The 24829-nt window shown below is 39.7% G+C and carries 26 protein-coding genes; 7 read left to right on the top strand and 19 right to left on the bottom strand.

All coding sequences use genetic code 11. From position 1 onward, the window contains the following. Positions 1-248: 248 nt before the first annotated feature. Genes argH through argC form a run of 5 tightly spaced genes read right to left on the bottom strand, consistent with a single transcriptional unit; the run spans position 249 to position 6079 of the window. Entirely contained in the window at positions 249-2114 is a 1866-nt protein-coding gene (argH, locus tag PMAN_RS10940) for an argininosuccinate lyase (protein WP_010556957.1), read from the bottom strand. 48 nt (positions 2115-2162) lie between these two features. After that, positions 2163-3365, bottom strand: a complete 1203-nt coding sequence (locus PMAN_RS10945) for an argininosuccinate synthase (protein WP_008130621.1) — start codon at positions 3363-3365, stop codon at positions 2163-2165. Further along, positions 3362-4294, bottom strand: a complete 933-nt coding sequence (locus PMAN_RS10950) for an ornithine carbamoyltransferase (protein WP_010556956.1) — start codon at positions 4292-4294, stop codon at positions 3362-3364. The genes PMAN_RS10945 and PMAN_RS10950 overlap by 4 nt, the downstream gene beginning before the upstream one ends. Before the next feature lie 7 nt (positions 4295-4301). Next, entirely contained in the window at positions 4302-5069 is a 768-nt protein-coding gene (argB, locus tag PMAN_RS10955) for an acetylglutamate kinase (protein WP_010556955.1), read from the bottom strand. Beyond that, positions 5069-6079, bottom strand: a complete 1011-nt coding sequence (gene argC, locus PMAN_RS10960) for an N-acetyl-gamma-glutamyl-phosphate reductase (protein WP_008130610.1) — start codon at positions 6077-6079, stop codon at positions 5069-5071. Before argC ends, argB begins: the two co-directional genes overlap by 1 nt. A 221-nt stretch (positions 6080-6300) precedes the next feature. On the opposite strand from argC, the gene argE reads away from it, so the two are divergent. Next, complete coding sequence (gene argE, locus PMAN_RS10965) at positions 6301-7446, top strand: acetylornithine deacetylase (protein WP_010556954.1); 1146 nt, start codon at positions 6301-6303, stop codon at positions 7444-7446. A gap of 54 nt (positions 7447-7500) precedes the next feature. Here the strand turns inward: argE and panP are convergent, their stop codons facing one another. After that, positions 7501-9129 (bottom strand): pyridoxal-dependent aspartate 1-decarboxylase PanP, encoded by a 1629-nt coding sequence (gene panP, locus PMAN_RS10970; protein ID WP_010556953.1) that lies wholly within the window; start codon positions 9127-9129, stop codon positions 7501-7503. 276 nt (positions 9130-9405) lie between these two features. Here panP and PMAN_RS10975 point away from each other — a divergent pair, with 276 nt between their 5' ends. After that, positions 9406-11289, top strand: a complete 1884-nt coding sequence (locus tag PMAN_RS10975) for an EAL domain-containing protein (RefSeq protein ID WP_033035756.1) — start codon at positions 9406-9408, stop codon at positions 11287-11289. Positions 11290-11348: 59 nt separating this feature from the next. Here PMAN_RS10975 and trmB read toward each other — a convergent pair whose 3' ends face one another. The 8 genes from trmB to folB all read right to left on the bottom strand — a co-directional run bounded on the left by trmB (position 11349) and on the right by folB (position 17511). Further along, positions 11349-12017, bottom strand: a complete 669-nt coding sequence (gene trmB, locus PMAN_RS10980; protein ID WP_006791560.1) for a tRNA (guanine(46)-N(7))-methyltransferase TrmB — start codon at positions 12015-12017, stop codon at positions 11349-11351. After that, on the bottom strand, positions 12017-12784 hold the full coding sequence (locus PMAN_RS10985; RefSeq protein WP_006791561.1) for an ABC transporter permease: 768 nt from the start codon (positions 12782-12784) through the stop codon (positions 12017-12019). The genes trmB and PMAN_RS10985 overlap by 1 nt, the downstream gene beginning before the upstream one ends. After that, a complete protein-coding gene (locus PMAN_RS10990) occupies positions 12785-13714 on the bottom strand; it encodes an ABC transporter ATP-binding protein (protein WP_006791562.1) in 930 nt (309 codons plus the stop codon). Further along, positions 13714-14334 carry a flavin prenyltransferase UbiX gene (locus tag PMAN_RS10995; RefSeq protein WP_008130602.1) on the bottom strand — a complete coding sequence of 207 codons (621 nt, stop codon included), beginning with the start codon at positions 14332-14334 and terminating at the stop codon, positions 13714-13716. The genes PMAN_RS10990 and PMAN_RS10995 overlap by 1 nt, the downstream gene beginning before the upstream one ends. Before the next feature lies 1 nt (position 14335). Then, entirely contained in the window at positions 14336-15691 is a 1356-nt protein-coding gene (gene mpl / locus PMAN_RS11000; protein ID WP_010556950.1) for a UDP-N-acetylmuramate:L-alanyl-gamma-D-glutamyl-meso-diaminopimelate ligase, read from the bottom strand. A 174-nt stretch (positions 15692-15865) separates the two neighbouring features. After that, the gene (locus PMAN_RS11005) at positions 15866-16666 is read right to left on the bottom strand and encodes an undecaprenyl-diphosphate phosphatase (protein ID WP_006791565.1); all 801 of its coding nucleotides are present in this window, start codon (positions 16664-16666) and stop codon (positions 15866-15868) included. After that, a complete protein-coding gene (gene folK, locus PMAN_RS11010; RefSeq protein ID WP_006791566.1) occupies positions 16663-17151 on the bottom strand; it encodes a 2-amino-4-hydroxy-6-hydroxymethyldihydropteridine diphosphokinase in 489 nt (162 codons plus the stop codon). Before folK ends, PMAN_RS11005 begins: the two co-directional genes overlap by 4 nt. Next, positions 17152-17511 carry a dihydroneopterin aldolase gene (gene folB / locus PMAN_RS11015; protein WP_006791567.1) on the bottom strand — a complete coding sequence of 120 codons (360 nt, stop codon included), beginning with the start codon at positions 17509-17511 and terminating at the stop codon, positions 17152-17154. 244 nt (positions 17512-17755) lie between these two features. On the opposite strand from folB, the gene plsY reads away from it, so the two are divergent. Continuing rightward, on the top strand, positions 17756-18367 hold the full coding sequence (gene plsY / locus PMAN_RS11020) for a glycerol-3-phosphate 1-O-acyltransferase PlsY (protein WP_006791568.1): 612 nt from the start codon (positions 17756-17758) through the stop codon (positions 18365-18367). Between the two features lie 8 nt (positions 18368-18375). Here plsY and tsaD read toward each other — a convergent pair whose 3' ends face one another. Genes tsaD through PMAN_RS11035 form a run of 3 tightly spaced genes read right to left on the bottom strand, consistent with a single transcriptional unit; the run spans position 18376 to position 20377 of the window. After that, the gene (gene tsaD, locus PMAN_RS11025; protein ID WP_008130598.1) at positions 18376-19389 is read right to left on the bottom strand and encodes a tRNA (adenosine(37)-N6)-threonylcarbamoyltransferase complex transferase subunit TsaD; all 1014 of its coding nucleotides are present in this window, start codon (positions 19387-19389) and stop codon (positions 18376-18378) included. A 57-nt stretch (positions 19390-19446) separates the two neighbouring features. Next, positions 19447-20037 carry a YjaG family protein gene (locus tag PMAN_RS11030; protein WP_008130596.1) on the bottom strand — a complete coding sequence of 197 codons (591 nt, stop codon included), beginning with the start codon at positions 20035-20037 and terminating at the stop codon, positions 19447-19449. Further along, on the bottom strand, positions 20030-20377 hold the full coding sequence (locus tag PMAN_RS11035; RefSeq protein WP_010556948.1) for a putative signal transducing protein: 348 nt from the start codon (positions 20375-20377) through the stop codon (positions 20030-20032). The genes PMAN_RS11030 and PMAN_RS11035 overlap by 8 nt, the downstream gene beginning before the upstream one ends. A gap of 80 nt (positions 20378-20457) precedes the next feature. On the opposite strand from PMAN_RS11035, the gene PMAN_RS11040 reads away from it, so the two are divergent. The 3 genes from PMAN_RS11040 (at position 20458) to PMAN_RS11050 (ending at position 22841) form a co-directional block, all read left to right on the top strand. Beyond that, complete coding sequence (locus tag PMAN_RS11040; RefSeq protein ID WP_006791572.1) at positions 20458-20889, top strand: DUF2721 domain-containing protein; 432 nt, start codon at positions 20458-20460, stop codon at positions 20887-20889. A 350-nt stretch (positions 20890-21239) separates the two neighbouring features. Next, positions 21240-22124, top strand: coding sequence for a LysR family transcriptional regulator (locus tag PMAN_RS11045; RefSeq protein ID WP_010556947.1), 885 nt, complete (start codon positions 21240-21242; stop codon positions 22122-22124). A 96-nt stretch (positions 22125-22220) separates the two neighbouring features. Further along, positions 22221-22841, top strand: a complete 621-nt coding sequence (locus tag PMAN_RS11050) for a 2OG-Fe(II) oxygenase (RefSeq protein WP_010556946.1) — start codon at positions 22221-22223, stop codon at positions 22839-22841. Positions 22842-22846: 5 nt separating this feature from the next. On the opposite strand, the gene ubiA is transcribed toward PMAN_RS11050, so the two are convergent. Next, positions 22847-23725, bottom strand: coding sequence for a 4-hydroxybenzoate octaprenyltransferase (gene ubiA / locus PMAN_RS11055; RefSeq protein WP_010556945.1), 879 nt, complete (start codon positions 23723-23725; stop codon positions 22847-22849). Beyond that, entirely contained in the window at positions 23722-24261 is a 540-nt protein-coding gene (locus tag PMAN_RS11060; protein ID WP_010556944.1) for a chorismate--pyruvate lyase family protein, read from the bottom strand. Before PMAN_RS11060 ends, ubiA begins: the two co-directional genes overlap by 4 nt. Before the next feature lie 167 nt (positions 24262-24428). Here PMAN_RS11060 and PMAN_RS11065 point away from each other — a divergent pair, with 167 nt between their 5' ends. After that, a complete protein-coding gene (locus tag PMAN_RS11065; RefSeq protein ID WP_006791577.1) occupies positions 24429-24827 on the top strand; it encodes a flagellar basal body-associated protein FliL in 399 nt (132 codons plus the stop codon). Positions 24828-24829: the final 2 nt, after the last annotated feature.

Genomic DNA, 24829 nt, shown 5'->3' on the forward strand with positions numbered 1-24829 from the left:
CTTATAAAAGTTTAAATTTAATTGGCGTAAAACTAAATCACACCATTGTGTAGGTATATGCACTACTCATGGCGGTAGTTGCTATTTATAACTACATAGCTAATTGCAAGCTATGTACCAACTTTTATTTAAATTTTATTTTTAAGTAAATTACTAGGAATTGACACAATCAAAACACCTCCGACCAGATTAACTCTGGCATAAAAAAACGCACAGGGGTAACCGTACGTTTTTTGTATCCAGGGAGTTTAAGCCACGAATTTACACGGGATCGCCGCTTTATTACTTGGCTTTAAAATGTATTCCATTGCTACTTCGTCGCAGTTTTCTTTACGAAGGCACAATTCACAATCTTTCATTACTTTTTCTGGCAGGCTGTCTTTACTGCAAAAAGCAAAATCTTGTTTTTCAAAAAAGTCTGGCACGCGAGTAAGTACAATTACGCGATTAAGTGCCAATTTTTTGGCTTTTATTAGTAAATGGTCAACTAATTGCCGCCCTTGCCCAGTTACCGCACTTTGCGGATCAATACCCAAAGAGCGTATTTCTGCTAGGCCTGTATCGTATATATACAGCGATGCACAGCCCGACACCTTGCCGTCTATTTCGGTTACAGCAAATTCATTAATCGAATGCACCATGTCGCTTTTAGCACGCGGCAAGTTTTCGCCGACTGTTGCCCAGTGTTGAATAAGTTTTGCAATTGATTCAACGTCGTCTAGGTTAGCATCACGAACCGTTATCTGCTGTTTTTTTTTGGCTGCTTTAATTGCGCTAGTGACTTGCTCAATGGAGGTGCCGCCAACTGCTTGACGCGCTTTAATACAGGCGTCTATTTCAAGTACCGGATAAACATCGTCTTCAAACACATCATTTACTGATTTATATTGTTCAAGTGAGAGCTCCTCAAGGGTTTTATCTTCACTTATTGCAAGCTGTACCAACACACCTACAATATGATGCCCCTCTCTGAAAGGTACCCCCTTAGCAACTAAGTAATCAGCCAGCTCGGTTGCATTTGCATGGCCGCCTTTTGCCGCAGCCAATGTACGCTCACCTTTTACTTTTACGCCTTTAATACACGCTTGTGCCATATGAATACACGCAAGCCATGTTGGCATCGCATCAAAAATGCCTTCTTTGTCTTCTTGCATATCTTTATTGTAAGCAAGAGGGAGTGCTTTAAGGGTCATCATCATGGCGCTAAAGGCACCAAATACACGACCTGTTTTACCACGGATAAGCTCAAGTGCATCTGGGTTCTTTTTTTGCGGCATTAAGGACGAGCCAGACGTAACATTGTCGGCAAGTTCAATAAAGCCCGCTTCACCTGAGTTATAAAAAATTAAATCTTCAGACATACGCGATAAGTGAATCATTGAAATAGACGCACAACTTAATAGCTCAACAACAAAGTCACGGTCTGAAACGCCATCAAGGCTATTTTTTGTCGCCCCTGTAAAGCCTAAGCCTTGTGCAAGTGTTTGGCGGTCAATTGGGTAAGCAGTGCCAGCCAATGCGCCACTGCCTAGCGGGCAATAGTTCATACGGGCTTTAGCGTCCTGCAAACGGCTTTCGTCGCGTTCTAGCATTTCAACATACGCCATACACCAGTGGCTAAATAGTACGGGTTGTGCACGTTGCAAATGGGTATAACCAGGTAAAATAGTACCTAGTTCGCGTTCAGCCAACGCAACAAATTCAGCTTTTAATTGCGCAATGGCTTTTAAAATATGATCGGCAGTATCACGGCACCATAATCTGAAATCGGTGGCTACTTGGTCATTTCGACTGCGACCTGTGTGTAACTTTTTAGCTAGGTCACCCACTTTCTCAATTAGAGCCGCTTCAACATGCGAATGAATATCTTCAGCACCTGAGGTAGCTACAGCGGTTGGGTCTGCTTTTACCTCTTCGAGTAACTCGTATAATGCCGATACTAATTCTTTGTGCTCATCGTTTGATAGCACGTTAACTTGTTCAAGTGCGCCAGCCCATGCAACAGAGCCAATAATATCTTGCTCTGCTAGTTGGTAGTCAAATGGAAGAGAGTCGTTAAATTGTTTAAACGCCTCGTCTGGACCCGTAGAAAAACGTCCGCCCCATAATGCCATGAAATATCTCCAAACCCTGAAATGCCCCTTTTACAAGGGGCGTAAAATTTACTTTTTAGACAACGCCGAAATTCTGCTTGAAAGCGAGAATAAACGAATAAAACCTTCAGCATGTGATTGGTCATACACATCATCTTCGCCAAAGGTCGCAAAGTCTTCGCTGTATAGGCTGTTAGGTGATTTTTTCTGAACCGCAGTCACTTGGCCTTTATAAAGCTTAAGTACCACTTCACCCGTTGCTAATGTAGATAACGCCTCAGCGCCCGCTAAAATAGAGTCTTTTAGTGGTGTGAACCAACGACCGTCGTACACTAGGTGCGAAAATTCGCCGCCTAATACTTCTTTCCACTTACGGCTTGATTTATCAAGTACTAGCTCGTCTATTGCTTGAAGCGCAGCCATGATCACCGTACCACCTGGGGTTTCGTAACAGCCGCGCGATTTCATGCCTACTAAACGGTTTTCCACTATATCAACACGGCCAACACCATGCGGTGACGCAATGTCGTTTAATTTAACTAAACAATCATAAGGTTTAAGCTCTTCGCCATTGACGGCAACCACTTCACCTTCAACTACTTTTAATGTTACTAGCTCGGCTTTATCGGGTGCTTGCTCTGGAGAGTTAGTCCAAGTCCAAACTTGATCGCTAGGCTCACACCATGGATCTTCAAGCTCGCCGCCTTCGTGCGAAATATGCCATGCGTTTGCATCACGGCTGTAAATTTTTGTTGCAGAGGCAGAGCACGGAATATCACGCTCGGCTAAGTAATCTAATAGTGATTCACGGCTTGATAAGTCCCACTCTCGCCATGGTGCAATGACTTTTAAATCAGGTGCAAGCGCTGCAAAACACGATTCAAAACGTACTTGGTCGTTACCTTTACCCGTACAACCATGCGACAGCGCATCGGCACCTACTTTGCGTGCAATTTCAACTTGCGCTTTAGCAATGATTGGACGCGCCATTGAGGTACCTAGTAAGTAAGTACCTTCATAAATAGAACCTGTTTTAAGCGTTGGGTAAATGTATTCACTTACCATTTCATCTTTTAAGTCAACCACGTAACACTCTGATGCGCCTGATGCGATGGCTTTTTCTTCAACGCCTTCAAGCTCTTCTGCGCCTTGACCTACATCGGCAACAAACGCGATTACTTCACAGCCGTAATTTTCTTTTAACCATGGCACGATAGCCGATGTATCTAGACCACCTGAATAGGCTAAAACGACTTTTTTAATTGAACTCATAGGTGTTCCTTAACAAAATTTGGATTTAGTAATGTAACTAGCAGAGCATTTTGCGCATGCATGCGATTTTCTGCTTGTTGAATAATTTTTGATGCTGGGCCATCCATTACCTCAGAGGTAATTTCAAACTCACGGTGTGCCGGTTGGCAATGTAATACCGTAGTCGCCCCTGTTTGATCTAGCAATGCTTGGTTTAACTGATAAGGCATATATTTTTCTTTAACTTGCTCAAGAGGCGTATCATCGCCCATAGACACCCATGTATCGGCGTAAACAACGTTTGCGCCAACCGCCGCTTCTACACGGTCGCTCACCATTACTGATGCGCCATTCATAGCTGCTATTTGCTCTGCTTTTTTAAGAATTTGCGAATCAGGCGAACTGCCTTTAGGCGTTACTGCTACAAAATCAGTACCAAGCGTTGCCGCTAATAGCATAAGTGAATGAGTTACATTATTGCCCTCGCCTAGGTAAGCTACTTTAAGCTCACTCACATCGCCATGTACTTCTTGAAGCGTTAAAAAGTCTGCCAATGCTTGGCACGGATGATACAAGTCACACAAGCTATTAATCACAGGAACAGAAGAGTACTCACCTAATGTGGTTAACGTGCTGTGCTGGTTTACACGCGCTACAATACCGTCAGCCCACGTTGAAATATTTAGTGCAAAATCTTTTACAGATTCACGTGCGCCCATTGCGCCATTTTGCTGATCTAAATAAACCGCATGACCACCTAAACGATTAATGCCAATATCAAACGATAAACGTGTGCGTAAGCTCTGTTTTTCAAATAGCGTAACAACTGACTTGCCCGCAAGTACTTGGCTGTATTTTTCTGGCTTTGCCTTTAAATCACGCGCGAGGTTTAATAAATTAAGTGCGCCTTGTTGGTCTAATTCTAGACCCGTTAAAAAATTCTCTAACATGGTAACCCTATGGTGTAATCTTTGTTCCGACATGCTCGCCTTGCAGCAAAGCAGTTAAATTTTCTGGCTTTTGCCAGCTGGAAATATACACACCGCGTCGTAAGTGTAGGGCAGCGTGAAGACTGGTCTTAACTTTGACCTCCATCCCGCCCACAATTACTCCCTCTGCAATTAAAGTCTCAATGTGTTTTGTATCTAATTGATGTAATGGCTGCTTATTAGCGTCAAGTACGGCCTCTACATCAGTCATAAAAATAAGTTCTGCATTTAAATTATTGGCGATAGCTGCCGCTGCCTCGTCTGCATTAACGTTGTACCAAAGCCCTTGCTCGTCAAAACCTATAGAGCTAACAATTGGTAAGCGCCCGACGTTTAGTAAATCGTTAATAATAGAGTCATTGTTACTTTCGCATTTTCCTACTAGGCACAATGCTTTGAGCTTTTGCGATGCGGTTACGCCTGCTTCGTAAAGGCTTAAACCCACAGGTTTGTGGCCAGCAGCAATAGCTTGAGCCATTAGCTGCTTGTTTGCACAGCCTGCAAGTGCACCAACTATATGGGGCATTTGTTCTGCCGGGCTAATACGTAGACCTTGATGCTTAGCGCTAACAAAACCGGCTTCTTTTAACCATGTATCGACTAATGCCCCGCCACCATGCACAATTACAAAGTTATGACTTGGCTGATTAGACAACACATCAAATAACGCACGAGCAGCATTTTCAGTATTAAGTACAGCGCCGCCAAGCTTAATAACCCACGTTTTTTTAGCCATTAAAACGCTCCTTTTAAGCCTGTGGTGTGGTCTAAATTCATTGATAAATTAATACACTGCAGAGCTTGCCCTGCAGCACCTTTTAGTAAATTATCGATGGCTGCCATAACAATGAGCTGAGAGCCTTGCTGCTGCCAACCAATATCAACATAAGGCTGCTTTGCAACTCCCTTAATTGACGGGATCTTACTACCTAACAAGCGGATTAAAGGCTCGTTTTCAAGCACGCTGTAGGCCTTAGCCACTTGCTCACTTGTAACATTAGGTTTTAGTTGCACGTAAATGGTTTCTAAAATACCGCGAGCAAAGTTACCTAAATGAGGTGTAAATAAAACCTGGTGACCAAGGTGTTGCTCTATTTCTGGTCCGTGGCGATGATTAAATAAACCATATGGCGCTAGCGACACTTCACAAAAGTGAGTACCTACACTGGCTTTACGCCCTGCACCAGTTACACCCGACACTGCATTAATAATAATTTTGTCGTCGCTTAACAAACCTGCTTGCTGTAGTGGCTTTAACGCATTCAGCGCCGCAGTAGGATAACAGCCAGCAACAGCCACTAAATTTGCATTTGCAATGTCGTTGCTATTCCATTCAGCTAAACCATAGGCCGATTCATTTAATAACTCAGGGTGCTTATGTTCAAAGCCGTAATAAGTAACGTAATCATCATTGCTTGCAAGGCGATAACCACCCGATAGGTCAAACACCTTTTTGCCCATCGCTAAAAATTGCGGGGCTAAATCTACACTTACTTTATGGTCGGTACACAGGCATACGTAATCTGCATTCGCATTAATGTCGTCGAACGCTGACTTTGTAAGAGGAAGTAAAGGAGTATCAAGTAAACCTAAGTGCTCTGGATATAAATCACTCAGTAATTTGTGTTTATCTAAGCTTCCTTCAGATACATAGCTACCTGACAGTTTTAAATTTGGGTGTTTAGCCACAAGGCTTGCTAGTTCTGCGCCGCTGTATCCACTTGCGCCAATAATCGCTACATTCATTATTTACTCATTATCTTAAAATCTATTACTACTTATTTGTGTGTTCGCTTACACTAGCTTAGGTGCTAAGTAAGTCTTTTTTGTTAATGAATTTTGATTATCGTCGCATTATCTTCATTGTGTTACTTAATATATTTATGCTTAAAAAGTGAATTGATATTCATCATAAATACTTTTATATTGTTATGCAATTAAATTGAATAGTTATTTTGGAATTTTTTATGTCTTTGCCTTCGTTTATTTCTATGTACCAGCAATTAATTGCAGCCCCGTCTATCAGTGCAATTGAAGACAGCGAATGCATGAGTAATAAAAGCGTTATCGAGTTACTTGCCCACTGGTGTGAAACGCTCGGTTTTACTTGTGAAATAATAGAACTGGAAGGCAAAAAAGGGCGTTATAACTTATTAGCAAAACGAGGCACCGGGGATGGTGGTTTAATGCTTGCTGGGCATACCGACACAGTGCCGTTTGATGACAGCCGCTGGAATCATGATCCGTTTAAATTAACAGAACTCGACAACAAACTGTATGGGCTAGGTAGTATTGATATGAAAGGATTTTTTGCTTTCGTATTACAAGCTATAAGCGAAATAGATGAAAAACAACAAACACAGCCAATTTTAATACTTGCCACTGCAGATGAAGAAACCACCATGGCAGGCGCACAGCAAATTTGCAAACATCCTAACTTAAAGCCGGCACGCTGTATTATTGGCGAACCCACTGATATGACTCCGGTATTTACACATAAAGGCCATATGAGTACAGCTATAAGGGTCGTAGGACGCTCAGGGCACAGCTCAGATCCCGAACGTGGTCTAAACGCCATTGAAGTTATGCATAAAGTGATTTCAAAATTACTGATCTTAAAAGAGCAATTAAAGAATAAGTATTCACTAAATCACTTTGAAATACCTTATCCTACTTTAAATTTGGGTAATATTCATGGTGGTGACAACGCAAATAGAATATGTGGGTGTTGTGAAATGCATATTGATATGCGCCCATTGCCAGGGTTGAGCGTACAAGAGCTACAAGCTCTGCTGCTAGATGCAACAAAAGACATAAACGAGCAATACCCAAACTCAGTAAGTGTTATTGACCTACATGACCCAATACCAGCATTTACTGGCAGAACCGACAGCGCGCTAGTTCAACTAGCTGAAAAGGTAGCGGGCCAAAAAGCCATTGCAGTTAATTACTGCACAGAAGCACCTTTTATTCAGCAACTGGGTTGTGAAACCATAGTTATGGGACCAGGTTCTATTAATCAGGCGCATCAGCCTGACGAATTTTTAGCAATGGAAAAAATAAAGCCTTCACAGCACATCATTAGCAATATTATAAAAACCTGTTGCTTTTAGCTAAGCAATAAAAAAAGACGCTTAACAGCGTCTTTTTTATAAATGCTAAATTTACTATTTCATGTATTTGCTTAAATACTTTTTAAATACAGGGTCTGTTTTAGCAAGCTCTTTTTGCTCAGCTAATATCTCTTTTAAAATCACACCCGAGGTAAGCGGATTTGCCAGTACAACCCTAAACACAACCGTAGGTTGATTATCGTATTGAACTGGAGTCAAACGAGTACGCGATACAAACGAGCGTCCAGATTCACGCTGGCGTTTTTGCATACTGGCTGTAAAACGATTTAGTGAAGCAAAAATATCAATCCGTGTTTTTTCATCAGCCTCAGCAATCGCTTGTTTTATTTGCTTAGGCACATAGCGATAAGTAAGCAAACATAGCTCAGGCTCTGAAATAAGTTCAAAATCTTCGTCTGCCTTGATTAAATCAGCAAAATACTTTGCCTTTTTTATACTTCGATCGATTAGCATTTCATAGCCTTTACGGCCTATAACACGTAAGCAAGCATGCACTAACATAGCCATACCAGGGCGGCTACCCTCTAGTGTGTGGCTACCTAAATCTTTAGAGCCCTTACGCAATATATACTCAGCATGATGCTCTATTGCATCGGTTGCAGCGGGATCTTTAAACAGCACTAAACCTGCGCCCATCGGGACATACATTTGTTTGTGGGCATCAATTGTTATTGAGTCTGCTCGCTCAATACCATTGAGCAGAGGACGATAAGTATTAGATAATAACGTTGCCCCACCCCAAGCCGCATCAACATGAAAATGACAGTTAATCTCTTGCGCTAAATCAGCCATTTCGTTGAGGGGATCAATATTGCCGGTTTCGGTTGTGCCTGCAACACCAATAATTGCCATTACTTTAATGCCTTTAGACTCAAGCTCGCGGGCTTTGTCTCGCATAGCATTTACATCGACCTTGTTGTCATCAGTTGTTTTAATACCAACCAAGTTGTCGCGCCCTATCCCTAATAAATCAACTGATTTACCTAATGAATAATGACCACGTTCTGAAATTAATACCGCTAAACCTCTGTATCCATAATGCAGCATACCTGCCACAATTCCTTGAGATGCAATACCGGTAAATTCACCATCGGCTTTTAACAAACGATTTCGAGCAATCCAAAGCGCAGTAATGTTTGCAACCGTACCACCAGAGCAAAATGCACCTAATGACGTTTTAGCGCTGTGCATCCATTTAGAGTAAAACGCATCATTTTGGCCATAGGCTAAATGATGCATCATACCTAACACCTGACGCTCAAGGGGGGTAAATGCCTTAGATGTCTCAATTTTTACTAGATTTTGATTTAGTCCCACCATCAACTTTGAAAGTGGCAGTAAAAAATGCGGTAAAGCGGATGTCATATGGCCAATAAAACTTGGTGCAGCCGTATGCACAGAATGAGCAACAAGTTGCTCCATTATGTCTTGAGCATAAGCAGATACAAACGTTGGGTTTTCTGGGATCACCGCAGCTTGAAAGTCTTTTTCAATTTCATGTAATGGTTTTTCGATTGCCGCTATATTTTCGTTTAAAAAACCTGCTAAATTACTCGATATTTCAAGCTCAATTTTGCTTAAAGTTGAGTCAGGCGCTTCAGGTACAGTAAATATACGCTTGAGGCTTTCTTTAGAGGCGACGGCACAACGCTTTTGATCCATCTTAATACCTAGTGTGTGTGTTGCTAAAACACCTGTTTAACTAGTAAAAACGCCCAAATATGGCGGTAAGTTAAGCAATAGTGTTTCTAAATAATTGCGCTAACTGTACTGCAATATAAGTAAAATGTCTCGTTAAAAGCCTTAAAAGCAACACCACGCATGACAAAAAAGTGTTAATTTAATTAAAATTTTATTTAATCTAATAAATACTAATTATTTATTGGGCAATTTTGTATTTTAAGTATAATCATTAAAACAACAAAAAAGGGACAGGCAATGCTTAAGGGAAGAGTGAAAGTGAGCTGGTTAGTGGCTGGTTTTGCTTTATTTTTAGTCAGTTTAGTGGTCTATATTTACTACACCTACCACACAACCCGCGCTGAAATTATGGAATCTGTTGATGCGCGCCTTCTTAATGCCGCAGCCAGTGTTAAGCATATACTCGGTGATGACTACCTAAATACCATGAACCAAAACGGTCAAATTAATTTTTTTGACTATGAAGTCAAAAGCAGGCAACTTTCTGAGTTTGCACAAGCGCTAGATGTGGCATATGTATATGCAATGATATTAAAAAACAACCGCGTATACTTTACTGCATCAAGCTATACGCAAGACGATATGAACAATGGCAAAATAACGCAATATTTAGATATATACCCAGAAGCAACCGATCTCAACATAAGCGCTTTTTACTCCACTGAGCCGGTATTTGAAGTGTCGGCCGATCAATGGGGGCACTTTAAAACTATATTTATCCCTTTTGTTGACGATAAAACAGGTAAAACTTACCTTACTGGCGCTGATATTACGATTCTTGATCTTAACCAAAAGCTAAGCGAAAGCGTCTCTAAAGCAGCAGCTATGGCAAGCTTCTTCTTTTTTATAGCTATCCTTGTTGCCGCTATTTATGTTTACTTACTTAAGCGCTCATTAGCAACTGACTCCAGTACAGGATTTGAAAACCACATTGCGTTGGAATACTTACTTAAAAAAAGTAACAGTCATCATATGCAGTTAGCCGTTGTCTGGGTTAATGAAATTGAAGATATAAATAGCTTTTACGGCACCGAAATCGGCGATAAAGTAATGAAAAACTTGCTTACGCATTTTAAGAGCCGCTGTTCTGCCAACTGTCATTTATACCGCTTAGCCACCAATAAATTGGTGCTGCTATCACCTAAAGAAACACCTTATGAAGAGCTGAACGATTTAATCGAAACCTATAATGCCAATACGCCTTTATTAACTGATCCATTTATATACATTACATTGTGTGCTGGTATTGCGACGGGTAATAAATCGCTATTACTTGAAAATGCTCATATTGCTGCACTACAAGCAAAGCAAGGTAGACACACAGTTATTAATTATTCTAAAGCACTTCACGATGTTAAAACTCAATATCAATATAATGTAGAAATGGCCAAAGAAGTGCATGATGCATTTGATAACAACCGTATTGTGCCTTACTTTCAGCCAATAATAGATACCAAAACAAATCAGATAGTTCAGTACGAATGTTTGGCGCGAATGGTTACCGCAAGCGGAGAAATTTTAAAACCCGATGCGTTTTTAAATGTAGTTACACGCTCCAGAATGGACGGGTTATTAACCCGCACTATATTTTCACAGTGTATTAGCCGCTTTAGAAAAACAAACATTTGTTGGAGCTTAAATATAACAGCGCAAGACATGTTAGACCCAAGCTTGAATGAATTCATCACAAACGAGCTTAAGCGCTATCCGCACCCAAGCAATATCACTTTAGAGTTAATAGAAACCCAAGCGATTGCAAATTATTCTGAAGTTAAAGCATTTATTTCTATGGTTAAAAGTAAAGGCGTTAAGGTAATAATTGATGACTTTGGTAGCGGTTATTCAAATATTTCAAATGTTCTAAAACTTGAAGTTGACGGTATTAAGTTAGATGGCGGATTGATAAAACAGATAATACACGATAACGACATTTACTTATTTATTGAGCATATAGCGGCATTTGCTAACCAATTAGATTTACTGCTTATAGCTGAATCTGTCGAAAATGCAGCCATTGTAAATGCGTTAGAAAAAGCAAATGTGACGCTCATGCAGGGTAACCATTTTGCCCAACCTGCGCCACAATTTGCTACACCAGAAAATGCTGACTTAGTCTGTTAATTAACCAAACATTAGTGATAAAGCTATTTTTAGCCGATAGAAAAACGCTTAAAAATAACTTAGGTTAAATCAATAATAAGCCGGTGACTTTGCTGACCACTGGCCCAATACTTTCGCTCAAACGGGGTAATTGCATCGTCGCTGTGATAAGGCTGCACTTCGCAAATATGGCTGGTTAGTTCAAGCGCCCTTGCAAATTCTTTAACATATATATCCCAGTTACTGCGTACTTCTAATAAGCCACCTAACTTAACAATATAAGGAAATATAGCTGCACCGTGCCATCTGCGTTGAATATGTTTAGATTTAGGCCATGGGTTTGGATACAACAAATAATGGTGGCTAGGCTGCCAATTTGCCGCAACTGCTAAGCGCCAAAAATCATTTAAATCAGCCTGTACCAAAATATACTGACCACTGTCGCTTTGCTTATATTGAACGTCGTGTTTATCAAGCCTATGCGACGACTTATCAATCCCGACCACAAGAGCATCAGGATGAAGCTTAGCTAAGTTAGCTGTACTTTCACCTACACCACAGCAAGAGTCTAAAATAAGAGGGCCATTGAATGCCTTAACTTTTTCATTAACCTCATCAAATGCCGCTTGCGTGTGCGCTGCAATGGGCTTTTTAAACTCGGCGCTTAAATGCTTATTTACTATTTCATCAAGCTTTTCGTGAATACCGGCCTGATTAGATACAATACTTCGAGAATTTGCATCACTCATTAGTGTCTTAGCCCCACACCTTTTTTGATTAATGTAAGCGCAACAGTAAATAGCACGGTAATAAACACTAAAATCACACCTAATGCGACGGTTAAATCAACATCCGATACACCTAAAAACCCGTACCTAAATGCGTTAACCATATAGATGATGGGGTTTATTTGCGATACATTTTGCCAAAACTCAGGTAGCAAAGTAATTGAATAAAATACGCCCCCCAAGTACGTTAGCGGAGTAAGTATAAATGTAGGAATAATACTAATGTCATCAAAGCTATTAGCATAAATAGCGTTAATTAAACCACCTAGCGCAAACACCGCCGAGGTTAAAATTACCGTTGCCATAATTACAAATATATTGTGTATTTGAATATCAACAAACAACAGCGATACACAGGTAACAATAAAGCCCACCATCATGCCACGCGTCATACCACCGCCCATATAGCCTAGTACTATTATGTAATTAGGCACTGGCGCAACAAGCAGCTCCTCTATACTTTTTTGAAATTTAGTTGAGTAAAAACTAGAAGCTACATTAGAATATGAGTTTGTAATAACCGACATCATTATTAAGCCCGGTACAATAAACTCCATATAACTAAACCCACCCATTTCACCAATGCGCGAACCTATAAGGTTACCAAAAATAACAAAATACAAACTCATTGTTATGGCAGGTGGTACTAGAGTTTGCACCCAAATACGTAGAAAACGAATACACTCTTTAATCCATATACTTTTTAGCGCTACGCCATATTTAAACATTTATTCGCCCCGCCCTTGCTCTAGTAATCCTACAAATAGCTCTTCTAATCGATTGGCCTTGTTACGCATACTTAATACAGTATTGCCTTGCTCTGTAAGCGCACTAAACACTGCATTTAAGCCCTGTGATTTAGCCACTTCAACCTCAATAGTGTGATCGTCCGTCATGGTAAATTTATAACCTTGCAACGTGACTGGCTTAGCTGGCATTTTTAAATCAAGTACAAACGTTTCTTTATCAAGCTTTGCAAGCAGTGCTTTTATCGTCGTGTTTTCAACAATGCGACCGGTATCGATAATGGCAATGTTTTTACACAACAGTTCTGCTTCTTCTAAGTAATGGGTAGTTAAAATAATCGTTACGCCTTGTTCATTAATTTTGCGTAAAAACTCCCACATAGAGCGTCGTAACTCTATGTCTACACCCGCTGTTGGTTCATCAAGTATAAGTAGCTTTGGCTCGTGCATCAGTGCGCGTGCAATCATTAAACGACGCTTCATACCGCCTGATAAAGTACGCGCTTGTTTATCTTTTTTCTCGAGCAAACCAAGCTGGGCTAAATATTTATCAGCACGCTTATGTGCTTCGCTACGCGGTACACCGTAATAACCGGCTTGGTTTACTAATATTTGGGTCAACGTTTCAAATTGGCTGAAGTTGAATTCTTGTGGTACTAAGCCTAAATGCGCCTTGGCAGCTTCAAGATGGGTATCTATATCGTAACCAAATACCTCTACTTTACCTTCAGTTTTATTGACCAAAGACGAAATAACACCAATCGTTGTTGATTTACCTGCGCCATTTGGTCCAAGTAATGCAAAAAAATCGCCCTCGTCTACTTGTAAATCAACACCTTTAACAGCCTCTACGCCGTTTTTGTATACCTTGGTAAGGCCTTCAATATTTAATGCAATACTTTGCTTACTCATTACTTACCCTCACCATAACCCCAACGTTTTGTTAGTGTATGCTCAATGTTTAAATGATCTAAAATGCGAGCCACCATAAAATCGACTAAATCTTCTATGCTTTGCGGCTTATGATAAAAGCCCGGCGCTGCAGGCATAATGGTAACGCCCAAACGCGATAGCTTTAACATGTTCTCTAGATGAATCTCGCTAAAAGGCGTTTCACGCGGTACTAAAATAAGCTGGCCACGTTCTTTAATCACTACATCGGCCGCACGCTCTAGTAAATTATCAGATGCGCCTACAGCAATCGCCGATACTGACCCCGCACTGCATGGGCACACAACCATTTTTTTGGGCGCTGCAGAACCAGAGGCTACAGGACTAAACCAGTTATCTTTACCAAATACTTGTAATTGTTGTGGCTGTGCATCAAATAGCGCATTTAACTGCTCAGTGGCTTTATCTTCATTTGCCGAGAGCTTTATGTTTGACTCAGTATCAAGCACAACGCGGGCTGCGCTCGAAATAAGTACATACACTTGGTATTGCTGCTCGAGTAACACTTCAAGCAGCTTTAAACCATATGGTGCGCCAGAGGCACCACTGAACGCTAAGGTGATTTTATCTTTAAATTGCAAATTATTCTCCGCTGAATTTATCAGCCAAACCATCTACTAGTTGCTGATGAAGGGCGTTAAAACCGCCATTACTCATAATTAAAATATGTTGATCAGGCTGCACATTTTCAAGCACCGTATTTATAATAGCTTGCGTACTATTAAAGCACTGCATGCCCGCTTTTTGAGCTTGCTCGTTAAGCGACCAGCCTAAGTTATCTGGTTCAAACAAAAGTACGTCATCAGCATCAGCTAATGAAGCGAGTAGCGTATGCTGATGTACACCCATTTTCATGGTGTTTGAGCGAGGCTCTAAAATAGCAATAATTTTTTCATCGCCAACTTTAGCGCGTAAACCCGCTAAGGTTGTTTTAATCGCTGTTGGGTGATGAGCAAAATCGTCATAAACCTTAATACTGTTTATGTCGGCCTTGAGTTCCATTCGCCTCTTCGGACTTATAAACTCGGCAAGTGCCTCAATACTGTGGCTAACAGCAATCCCTACATGGCGCGCTGCAGCAATTGCCATAATCGCATTTTTAACATTATGTTCGCCAATTGCGCCCCAATTAACCGTACCTTGGCGTTCATTATTCAAAAGTACATTAAACTCGCTGCCATCGGGTTTAATTAGTTCGTAACCCCAATCAATGCCTAGCGTTTCGCTTTCACTCCATAACCCTTGCGATATAACGTCTTCAAGTGCTTTGTCTTGTTTTGGCCAAATTACTTTACCGCTGTGAGGTAGTGTACGCATTAAGTGGTGAAATTGTTTTTTAATTGCGTTTAAATCATCAAAAATATCGGCGTGATCAAACTCTAAATTATTCAAAATTAATGTACGCGGTAAGTAATGGACAAACTTGCTGCGCTTATCAAAAAAAGCGGTATCGTATTCATCTGCCTCAATAACAAAAAAAGGGGTTTCACCTACCTTTGCCGACACACCAAAATTTTGCACTATGCCGCCAATTAAAAACCCCGGTTTTAAACCAGCATATTCTAATATCCAGGCAAGCATACTCGCTGTGGTTGTTTTACCATGCGTACCAGCTACCGCAAGCACCCACGAGTTTTGCAATAAGTTATGCTTTAACCACTCTGGACCGGAGGTATAAGGTAAGCGGTTGTCTAATACATATTCAACACACGGATTACCTCGGCTCATCGCATTACCAATCACTACCATATCGGGTTTTGGCTCTAATTGAGATACGTCGTAACCTTGAGTGAGCTCAATACCAAGATCTTCAAGCTGGGTGCTCATAGGTGGGTAAACGTTTTGGTCTGAACCTGTTACTTTATGGCCAAGCGACTTAGCAATGGCTGCAATACCACCCATAAACGTACCGCAAATGCCCAAAATATGAATATGCATATACTTTCCTTAAACCGTATGCTCACTTTGCAGCTGTGCAAAGTTTAATGGCGCTATAATGCCAAATTTCGTGCTTACTTACCATTATATGTAGGCATTTTACTAATGCTTAAAGTCATTATCACAAACAAAAAAGCCTTCTAAATTAGAAGGCTTTTTGCAAAGTAAATTAAATTACATACTTAAAAAAACAATTAAACCTAGGCCTAAAACTAACCGGTAAATTACAAAAGGTAACATTCCCATTCGTTCAATCACTTTTAAAAATAAATAAATACACGCATAAGCAGATAGAAAAGACAGTACCACACCTAGTAGTAATGTACCCCACTCAACAACATGGTCACCCAATGCAAGTTCTATTGTGTAATAAAGCCCCATCATTGAAATTACAGGAATAGCGAGTAAAAACGAAAAGCGCGCTGCACTTTGCTTATTCATGCCTAGCATTAAACCCGCTGTCATTGTAATACCTGAACGAGAGGTACCCGGGATCATAGCAACGGCTTGCGCTAAGCCAATCATTAAAGCCGACTTCCAATTAAGTTGATAAATTGTTTTAACTTGTTTCCCTTTAGCATCGGCGTACCAAAGCAAAAGGCCAAAAATAATCGTCGTGGCTGCAATGACCCATGCACTTCGTAGGTATAACTCAACAAAATCCTTAAGTAACAAACCAAATACAGCAGCAGGTATTGTCCCTAAAATAATCCACCAGCCGAGTTTACTGTCGTCTGTTTTACCTTGTGTGCCAAACGATTTAAACCACGCACTAAGAATATCAGCCACCTCTTTACGAAAATAAATAACAACCGCTATTAATGTCCCTACATGCACTGCAACATCAAAAGCAAGTCCTTGGTCTTCCCACCCTAATATTTGTGAGGGTAAAATTAAATGTGCCGAGCTAGATATGGGTAAAAACTCAGTAAAACCTTGAATTAGCGCTAAAATTATTATTTCTAAAATACTCATGGGTTAGAAAACTCCACCTTCCATAGTTTTTGTTGAGGGTTATTATATGCATTCCATAATTGAGCAATTGTTTGCTTAGCTACAGGGTGATAAAAACCGGGGGCAACCTCACTGAGAGGTTGTAATACAAATGCATTCTTAGTTATTTCGTCACGTGGTAATTGCGCGGGGCTATCGCAGATAACATCATCGTAAAACAATAAATCTAAATCAAGGGTTCTTGGGCTGAACTTTTTATCGTTTGGTGTGCGACCATTATCACGCTCTATTTTTTTTAGTAATGCACACACTTCAGCTAACGGCTTGTCTGTTTTTGCCCCAACGACCGAATTATAAAAGTTATTACCTACGAAACCGACAGCTTCGCTTTCAAAAACAGACGAGTGCTCTATATTCGTAAAATGCGTTTTAAGTGCTTTTAAGGCACTTTGCATATAGTGCTCTTTGTTAATATTTGACCCAAGGCTAATAAATATTTGCGCCATTTAAACGCTTGCCTTATTACGTGTTATTTCTACTCCAACAGTTTGCGCTTGCGCAACTGCAGCAGGTTTACTCACTCTTATTTTAACCTGAGTTGTATTAAACTCAGTTAAAATAATGTCTGCCAATTGTTCAACAAGTGTTTCAAGTAACTCAACAGGTTTAGCTGTGCTATGCGCAATGACACGCTCGCTTACTTTTGCGTAATCAAGTGCTAGATTAATGTCATCATTTGCGGCGGCTGGTTTAATATCACTTAGCATTTCAATATCAAAATAAAGGCTCTGTTTACTTTCTTTTTCAAAGTCGTACACTCCAATAATAGTGTCGACGTGCAATTGAGATATAAATACCTTATCCATTGATACTCCAAAAGACCAACAACTGTTCTAACCACATAAACTAATTATAAATTAATATTGTATATGCTTTAATCAGTGTTTAAATATGTAAAAATTCCTTCTACAATAGCAAAATAACGCGTTTAGCTAAATTTGGTAGAAGTATATTAATTTTCACGATAAATTTTGCCGCCAATAATAGCCCAAAAACGATGTTAATTGCATTAAATGTAATGGGTATAACGATAAAAATATAAGGAACTATGTGTTAGCTATTTTGATGTTTGTTTTAGCGTACCTACTTGGGTCGATTTCATCGGCTATCTTAGTGTCGCGTCTATTTAAACTTCAAGATCCCCGTACACATGGCTCAAATAATCCAGGCGCAACTAATGTTTACCGCTTAGGTGGCGCTTTTCCTGCTGTTTTAGTTCTTGTTTTTGATATTTTAAAAGGCACGATACCCGTGTGGGGGGCTTATTTTTTACAACTTGAGCCTTTGGTACTTGGCTTAGTTGCCGTTGGCGCCTGTTTAGGCCACATGTACCCTGTATTTTTTAATTTTAAAGGAGGTAAAGCCGTTGCAACAGCATTTGGGGCTTTACTCCCAATAGGTTTATCCCTAGCTGGGTTATTAATTACTACTTGGCTAATTATAGTCGCAGTGAGTCGCTATTCTTCTCTTGCCGCCCTAGTCACCGTTTTACTCGCACCGCTTTATACGTGGTTAATTAAGCCACTCTATACGCTGCCAGTGGTTTTTATTACGGTGCTTATTATTTTTCGCCATCGAACAAATATAGTGAGACTATTTGCTGGTGAAGAACCAAAAGTGGGAGCTAAAAAAGCCCCCACTGATGAAAACAAACCAACATAACCAAGCACTTAAATAGGCTCGAGGCTGTCTATTGGCCACCGAGGCTTAGTTTTCATATCAAGGGTTGCAAACTGCCCTGCTTTTAAGCGTTGCATACCGGCATAAGCAATCATTGCACCGTTATCAGTACAAAACTCCGTACGCGGATAATACACTTCGCCCTTCATACCCTGCATGACTCTTTCAAGCTGAAGCCTAAGCTGGGTATTTGCACTTACACCGCCCGCAATCACTAAACGCTTGATACCTGTTTGCTTTAGCGCTCGCTTACATTTAATAACCAAGGTATCAATAACAGCGGTTTGAAATGCATGCGCAATATCAGCTTTAGTTTGCTCGTCATCGTCATTTTCACGAATGGTAATCGACGCCGCAGTTTTTAATCCACTAAAACTAAAATCAAGCCCGGGTTTATCTGTCATTGGGCGAGGAAAGATAAATCGCTTTGGAATACCTTGCTCTGCTAATTTTGCTAAGCGGGGACCACCCGGGTAATCAAGACCTAATAACTTAGCTGTTTTGTCAAAGGCTTCACCTGCAGCGTCATCAACAGACTCGCCCAATACTTCGTATTGGCCAATTCCTTCAACTTTTACCATCATGGTGTGGCCACCAGAAACAAGTAAAGCAATAAACGGAAACTCTGGCACCTTGTCTTCAAGCATGGGAGCAAGTAGATGCCCCTCCATATGATGAACCGCAACAGCAGGGATATCCCATCCGTAAGCCAATGAGCGACCAATTGAAGTACCCACTAATAACGCCCCAACTAAACCAGGGCCGGCTGTATAAGCAATACCGTCTAAGTCTTCAGGACCACAACCCGCTTGAGCAAAAGCAGCATCAATAAGCGGAAGCGTTTTACGAACATGATCGCGTGACGCCAGCTCGGGAACCACGCCACCGTAGTCAGCATGTACTTTTACTTGGCTATATAACTGATGAGCTAATAAGCCTTTCTCGTCATCATATATTGCTATACCTGTTTCATCACATGACGATTCAATGCCTAAAATTCGCACTGTACTTCTCCTGCTTTTTTATCACTACTTAACCAAAGTTCAAGTTACTTAATTTGTTTATAACGCCAAACCAATATTTGTTTGACCATCAACAACAGCAAATTTTTTCAGCGCCTTTACACTTTCTGAAGTAATACGCCCCATACTTTCAACAAAGTCAATAAGCTCGGCTAGCACTTCAATTTCGTACTGCATTAAAGGGTGCTCCCTAACAGCCGTGTTGTCTGCAATTTCACCTTCAACTGTCATCTGGTATTCAATAAAGCGCGCAACGGTTGCTTGCGAAATTTTACTTACACTTACAAACTCTTTATCGTCTTGTGCCATTAAACCATGCATCAAGCTCAGTAATGACGTTGCCGCATCAATAGCTGGGTATGTACCAAACATATCAAAATCAGCGAGTTCTGGAACATTAGGTTCCACTTTTTCAACTTGCTTTTCTAAGTCAATCTTACTTTTTGGCAGTAAGATTTTTTCCCAACAAACATTAAGCGCATTACGAAGTAACGTTTCATCACCAAACCCCGTAGCCTCACTAAATAAGCCATAATTTGGCAACATACGTTCAATTAGCGCACTTGCTAATACCGCTTTTTGTAAATAGTTTAGCTCTCTAATACGCTGAAAATTATTTGCTTTAGTCATTCTTTAACGTCTCACATGACCAACAAAAATCAAATGTTGATCCATTATGCTCATTACAGTTAGGACAAACCCAATCTGGAGCGGATTGTTTTACTTGCTGATAGTTTACCAATATTTGTCGCGCATGGCGCTCTTTTATCGCATAAACCTGCACACTCACTTGCGCCTGATCGAAAGGAATTTCCCCAAGTGCACCTTGAAGCATTTCTCCTACAACTTTACACTCTATTCCACCCGCTTGAATTAACCCTTTAACAATATTAGCCTCTAACGTGTTGGCTGCCTTGTAAATTGTTATCCAATTAAATGCACTATCTGTTGTGTTTTTATAAGTTTGCAATATCGACCTCGATTATTTTGTGTGTACAATACCTTAAGGTATTGAGAAATTTATTAAACAATATTTAAAAAGGCGCAAGCATGACACTTACAACTCCGGGTCTACTTTTTCCAGCTATATCTTTGTTACTTCTTGCTTATACAAACCGATTTTTAGTACTTGCGCAATTAATAAGAGAGTTAAATGCCAGAGAAGGCGAGTCAATTCGCCCTGTGGTGGTTGCGCAAATTACCAATTTAAGAAAGCGCATAAAGCTCATAAGAACCATGCAAGTTTACGGTGTAGGCTCTTTTTTATTATGTACCTTGTCTATGTTTGCTCTTTTTATTGAGTTTAATACCACAGGAATTATTTTATTTGGCGTAAGCCTAACCTGTTTAAGTTTATCTTTACTAACGTCTTTATTTGAAATTCATATTTCATGTGATGCAATAGAAATTGAACTTCAAAATATTGAAAACAAACCATTAAGTAACAGAGCAAACAAAAACTTTGATAATAAAACAAGCTAAAAGACTAAAATTCGTGCAAATATTTTAATTATTGCTTAATCAATGCCCTACTTTGTGGCATACTTTTTCATTAATTAGCATAATAAATTTACCTAATATTTTTATTTATAGATTTATACCTGCTTTTTAGTATTAACTTTGCCAGATAAGGATGTTAGGTAAATAAAAAATTATTAGTCTTTAGTCTAAAGGTTAATACTTTTTAACATCTTTACACTTTTATTATTGTGCAAACAAATATATTGTGTAGTTTATCTTTTTTAAATTTACATATATTTATTAATAGCTTAGACAGACAGAAAATTGATGTATTAGTACATCACAACTTACTTATAAAAAGGGACTATAAAGTGAGATTTGACCAATTAGAACAATTTGTAGCACTGGGTGTGTTACGCCACTTCAGACAAGCCGCAGAAAAAACAAAAATTAGTACTTCTGCACTTACCCGCAGTATTCAGACCCTAGAAGATGAAATGGGCTATGAGTTAGTTACGCGCTCAACCCGCTCAGTAAAACTGACTCCTGAAGGCGAACTATTTTTAGATTACGCCAAAAATACACTTAGCGAATTAGAAAACACCAAAAAACGCTTGTTTCAATCTGTTCATGGCAATGCCGATGAAAAACTCATTATTGGTTACACTAATAAAGCAAGTAACATTGTGCCTATTTCATGCGGTCAATTTTTAGCGCAATACCCACATGTAAAAATCGAAATGCAATTGCAAGAACAGCATGAGTTAACACGCAAGCTTCAGGAAGGTGAAATAGACATTAGCGTTTATTCTCAAGCTGTAAATAGTATTGGTAGTGATATTCATTTGCCTGATCAGCTTATTTTATTTGTATCTAAGCATCACCCGCTTGCCCAAAAAAATGACATAAGCAAACACCAACTAGACTCCTATTCAGCCTTTGGTTGTTTCTCTCAATCAAAACAAGTTCAAAGCATGCTGAACGAGGCCATTGATTCTTTAAATAAATCATCAACTATCAAAATGGGCAGTATTGAACAGGTTATCTCTGGCATTATTAAATCCGATAGTTTTGCAATCGCCAGCATTGAGCATGCAAACACTGTGGCAGAACACACCGACCTTGTTCAGTTAAAAACAAATAAAGATTTAAGCCATGAGCAACTAATTGTTCAAACAAACCAACAAACCACGGTTACGGAGCACTTAGCACATTTGCTTTCACTTATTAAAAAAGCAGCCACAACCCTTAATTAATTCAGCGTTCTTTTTTGAGACAGGTGCGACACAAAACAATAGCTTTTTACTCTTTTTCGGCTAAACTGGCGCACCTTCAAAAAAAGAACCTCCTAAATGATCAACTTTTCAGCCGATGGCCCGTTTTATAACGACATTGAAAGCCGCGGTTATACAGTTATTCCTAATGCATTAAACAAAGAATTAATAGCTGATTTAATGGCTGATTGTTATCGCATAAATCCGCATTTTAGCCATGCTGGTATTGGCCGCTTAAATCATTTACAAATTGACGATAATATTCGAAAAGATCAAACTTATTGGTTTGATGGTTCATCCCAAGCACAATTAACCTACCTAGCTGTTATGGAGAGTATTCGCACAACGCTCAATCGCACTTTTTTTATGGGGCTGTTTGATTACGAATGTCACTACGCAAAATACACTCACGGTGATTTTTATAAAAAACATGTCGATGCATTTAAAGGGCGCTCTAATAGGGTATTTACTAGCGTTTTATACTTAAACACGCCCAATGAGGGCGGTGAGCTTGTTATTTATAAACCCAAAAGCAAAGTGGTTGAAGTGAGCATTTCGCCAAAAGCGGGGACATTAGTTTTATTTGAAAGCGAACGCTTTGTTCACGAAGTATTACCAGCAGTAGATAATCGGTATTCAATTGCTGGCTGGTTTAGAAAAAACGCATCCATTAGCGGAATAGTTGATCCACCTCGTTAATATAACTAAATGCTAATGGGGTACGATAGCAATAAACCAATAAAAATAGCCATACCCACATAATGATTATTTAAAAAAGCTTTAAAGCATGCGTCTCTATCACGTTTTAAAATTAATACTTGTTGGTAAGCGAGTAATGCTGTGGCTATAAGTAATCCAGCCCAAAAAGCCATGTTTAACTGATTAATAAACCCAATATAAGCAACAAGTGCGATAAATAGAGCATTTAATATAAAAATGATATGGCGGTCAAAGCGACCAAATAAAATAGCGGTAGATTTAACACCAATTTTCACATCATCATCTCTATCGACCATGGCGTACATGGTATCGTACGCAACCGTCCAGCATACATTAGCAGCAAACAGCAACCAAGCCTGAAGAGGTAATGCATCAATAGATGCCATATAAGCCATAGGAATTGCCCAACCAAATGCAGCACCCAACACTACTTGCGGCAACTGGGTATATCGCTTCATAAACGGATAGCAAAATGCGAGCGCAAGTGCACCAACAGACAATAAAATAGTGTTAACGCTCAGCATTAAAACCAAAATAAACGCTAAAGTGATCAGTAATAAAAATAGACTTAGCGCTTCGCCGCTTGCGACAGTACCAGATGCAAGAGGACGTTGGGCTGTGCGTTTTACAGAACCATCTATTTTTCTGTCTGCAAAATCATTTATCACGCAGCCTGCACTACGCATTACTACAACCCCCAAAGTAAACACTATAAAATTAATTAAGCTCGGCACCCCACTATTTGCGAGCCATAAAGCCCAATAGGTTGGCCATAAAAGCAATAAAGTACCTATGGGCTTATCAACACGCATAAGCTGTAAATAATAAGAAAAATGTTTTGCTTTTAAACCTGCTAATTTCATGAGTAAAGGTACGCCCCAGGTAAAAATACTTCCGCCACCAAAAATTGGTAATCATTTAACGAAAACACGCTACGCCTGCCTAATAGAGTTTGAGTTGGTAAATTTAGCTTGGTAACCAAATTCTGTAATGAATGTTTGCTATCAAAACTCGCAATTTCAATATTTTGACGAACAAGCTCAGGTTGTTGAAAAATAACATCGCCTAAAGGGCGCTCCCCCATATTATGAAGCGAGTTGTGCGTTTGGTTATTTGGCAGCCAACTTTGAGCGTAAACCATGGGGTTATTATCGCACAACAAAAGCACCTCTCGGTTTAACGCCGATGACGTTTTACAGCCTAGTAATTGCTGTTGTTCATGACTTAAATTAAACGCCTGTTCGCTGAGTACTTTTACACTAAAAGAGGTTGCTTTACTTTTTAGCTTAGCGGTTAAAGAATGCGGCTCAAAAAGCCATTCTTGCTCTGTAGGTGTTAAGTCATCGGTTTGTATATCCGATAGCCAGTTAGCTGATAAAGATAAAGGAAAAGTTGTCACAATAACTCAATAAAATATAATCCAAGCAAATGATAACATTGCCTAAGCATTTGAAAAAGTGCCTATTCACCAACCTAAGTAACTAATATAAATAATTGCTTGGCGCTGTTTATTACCTATTATTAAGTATAAACTATTTACAACAGGTTTTCGGAAACGCTTTAAATATGAAAAAAATAGTATACGTAGGTCTTCTTACATTAATTATGAGTTTAGTGAGCCTAAGTGCCCGTGCAGAGTCAACGGTTGGTTATTTTGGTTTTGAACCTGACATAATTACTAATTATATTGGCGCATCAAGTAAAAAAATGGGTTACGTGCGCGTTACCGTTGACCTAATGCTTAGTAACAATTCAGACATAGCCATTGTTGAACATCATACTCCTTTATTAAGAGATGCTATTGTAGAGATTTTTTCGAAAGAGCCAGAAGAAAAAATAAAGTCATTGACTGGTCGAGAAGAAATTCGCGCAAAATGTATAGAAAAATTAAAAAGCCTGTTAAAAGAAGAAACAGGCCAAGAAATTATACGTGAAGTACTATTTACAAAGTATTTGTACCACTAAAT

It is taken from the genome of Pseudoalteromonas marina (genome assembly GCF_000238335.3).
Lineage (GTDB): Bacteria > Pseudomonadota > Gammaproteobacteria > Enterobacterales > Alteromonadaceae > Pseudoalteromonas > Pseudoalteromonas marina.

What these genes read in the sequence shown, in the direction of transcription:
- argH (WP_010556957.1), bottom strand. Translation starts at nt 2,114, where the DNA reads ATGGCATTATGGGGCGGACGTTTTTCTACGGGTCCAGACGAGGCGTTT.
- PMAN_RS10945 (WP_008130621.1), bottom strand. Translation starts at nt 3,365, where the DNA reads ATGAGTTCAATTAAAAAAGTCGTTTTAGCCTATTCAGGTGGTCTAGAT.
- PMAN_RS10950 (WP_010556956.1), bottom strand. Translation starts at nt 4,294, where the DNA reads ATGTTAGAGAATTTTTTAACGGGTCTAGAATTAGACCAACAAGGCGCA.
- argB (WP_010556955.1), bottom strand. Translation starts at nt 5,069, where the DNA reads ATGGCTAAAAAAACGTGGGTTATTAAGCTTGGCGGCGCTGTACTTAAT.
- argC (WP_008130610.1), bottom strand. Translation starts at nt 6,079, where the DNA reads ATGAATGTAGCGATTATTGGCGCAAGTGGATACAGCGGCGCAGAACTA.
- argE (WP_010556954.1), top strand. Translation starts at nt 6,301, where the DNA reads ATGTCTTTGCCTTCGTTTATTTCTATGTACCAGCAATTAATTGCAGCC.
- panP (WP_010556953.1), bottom strand. Translation starts at nt 9,129, where the DNA reads ATGGATCAAAAGCGTTGTGCCGTCGCCTCTAAAGAAAGCCTCAAGCGT.
- PMAN_RS10975 (WP_033035756.1), top strand. Translation starts at nt 9,406, where the DNA reads ATGCTTAAGGGAAGAGTGAAAGTGAGCTGGTTAGTGGCTGGTTTTGCT.
- trmB (WP_006791560.1), bottom strand. Translation starts at nt 12,017, where the DNA reads ATGAGTGATGCAAATTCTCGAAGTATTGTATCTAATCAGGCCGGTATT.
- PMAN_RS10985 (WP_006791561.1), bottom strand. Translation starts at nt 12,784, where the DNA reads ATGTTTAAATATGGCGTAGCGCTAAAAAGTATATGGATTAAAGAGTGT.
- PMAN_RS10990 (WP_006791562.1), bottom strand. Translation starts at nt 13,714, where the DNA reads ATGAGTAAGCAAAGTATTGCATTAAATATTGAAGGCCTTACCAAGGTA.
- mpl (WP_010556950.1), bottom strand. Translation starts at nt 15,691, where the DNA reads ATGCATATTCATATTTTGGGCATTTGCGGTACGTTTATGGGTGGTATT.
- PMAN_RS11005 (WP_006791565.1), bottom strand. Translation starts at nt 16,666, where the DNA reads ATGAGTATTTTAGAAATAATAATTTTAGCGCTAATTCAAGGTTTTACT.
- folK (WP_006791566.1), bottom strand. Translation starts at nt 17,151, where the DNA reads ATGGCGCAAATATTTATTAGCCTTGGGTCAAATATTAACAAAGAGCAC.
- folB (WP_006791567.1), bottom strand. Translation starts at nt 17,511, where the DNA reads ATGGATAAGGTATTTATATCTCAATTGCACGTCGACACTATTATTGGA.
- PMAN_RS11030 (WP_008130596.1), bottom strand. Translation starts at nt 20,037, where the DNA reads ATGACTAAAGCAAATAATTTTCAGCGTATTAGAGAGCTAAACTATTTA.
- PMAN_RS11040 (WP_006791572.1), top strand. Translation starts at nt 20,458, where the DNA reads ATGACACTTACAACTCCGGGTCTACTTTTTCCAGCTATATCTTTGTTA.
- PMAN_RS11050 (WP_010556946.1), top strand. Translation starts at nt 22,221, where the DNA reads ATGATCAACTTTTCAGCCGATGGCCCGTTTTATAACGACATTGAAAGC.
- ubiA (WP_010556945.1), bottom strand. Translation starts at nt 23,725, where the DNA reads ATGAAATTAGCAGGTTTAAAAGCAAAACATTTTTCTTATTATTTACAG.
- PMAN_RS11065 (WP_006791577.1), top strand. Translation starts at nt 24,429, where the DNA reads ATGAAAAAAATAGTATACGTAGGTCTTCTTACATTAATTATGAGTTTA.